1 pseudogene is annotated in these 928 nt (G+C 43.1%); it reads right to left on the bottom strand.

Annotation, left to right across the window (positions count from 1 at the left end):
• Positions 1-767 (bottom strand): annotated as a pseudogene (gene vmrA / locus R7Z50_RS25450) (sodium-coupled multidrug efflux MATE transporter VmrA); the annotation flags it as partial.
• Between the last annotated feature and the right edge of the window lie 161 nt (positions 768-928).

Genomic DNA, 928 nt, shown 5'->3' with positions numbered 1-928 from the left:
AATAACGCGTTGTGCAGAGCTACCATCGTAGATCCATAAGCGTACATAAAAAAGCTGGATGTCCCGATAAGCACAATTTTAGGAATAGCATCCAATTGCACTTTCAACTCTCTAAATGTCAGACGTAACTTCGCTTTAGAAGAGAAGAAGTAGCCCACACCTAGCACGGTGACAACCATCTGTGCCAATGCGGTCGCAATAGCCGCTCCTGTTAGCTCCCAGTTCATCCAAGCAATGAAAACATAGTCCAACACAATATTAATGATTGCACCTATCACCATCAAAATTGTGGCTAAGTTAGGGCTGTTGTCGTTACGTAGCAAGAATGGAACCGCAATAGAGCCAAGTGAAAAAATACACGCGACGATTAGTATCTGGAGATATTGCAAGCCTAACTCGTACACTCGCCCCTGAGCGCCTTGCCAACGAATAAAGTCATCAGCAAAGAAAAACAGAATCGTTGCGACAATAGGCATCAGGGCCAACAAAAATAGCAAGCCTGTGGTTAAGACCCGTTTCGCACCTTGTTGATATTGCTCTCCTTGCTTGATGGAAGTCAGGGCTCCCGTTCCCACACCAACCATCATCCCTATTCCCAGAATGCTACCAATCACTGGCCAAGCGACATTGATGCCCGCCAATCCGTCAGCGCCGACGTAACGGCCAATAAAAATACCGTCGACGACTTGGTACAGCCCATTGACCAACATGGCTGCGACAGTTGGAATGGTATATTTCCAAAATTGTTTATAAATGGAGTTTTGCATGATTCTCACCAATAGTTAGCAAAGCTAACTAAATAGTTAAATAAATGAATTTTTGAATTAATTTCCAAGCGCTTTATTGAGTAGCGACTGCAATTGTTTGGCGTCTTGTTCGTTTAGCTTTAGCATCATTTGATCCGAAATATCCTTATAAACAATTTGTT

The sequence above is a fragment of the Vibrio sp. 1249-1 genome (assembly GCF_033340495.1).
The sequence above is the reverse complement of the archived record's forward strand: the minus strand, read 5'-3'. Positions and strand labels throughout refer to the sequence as shown.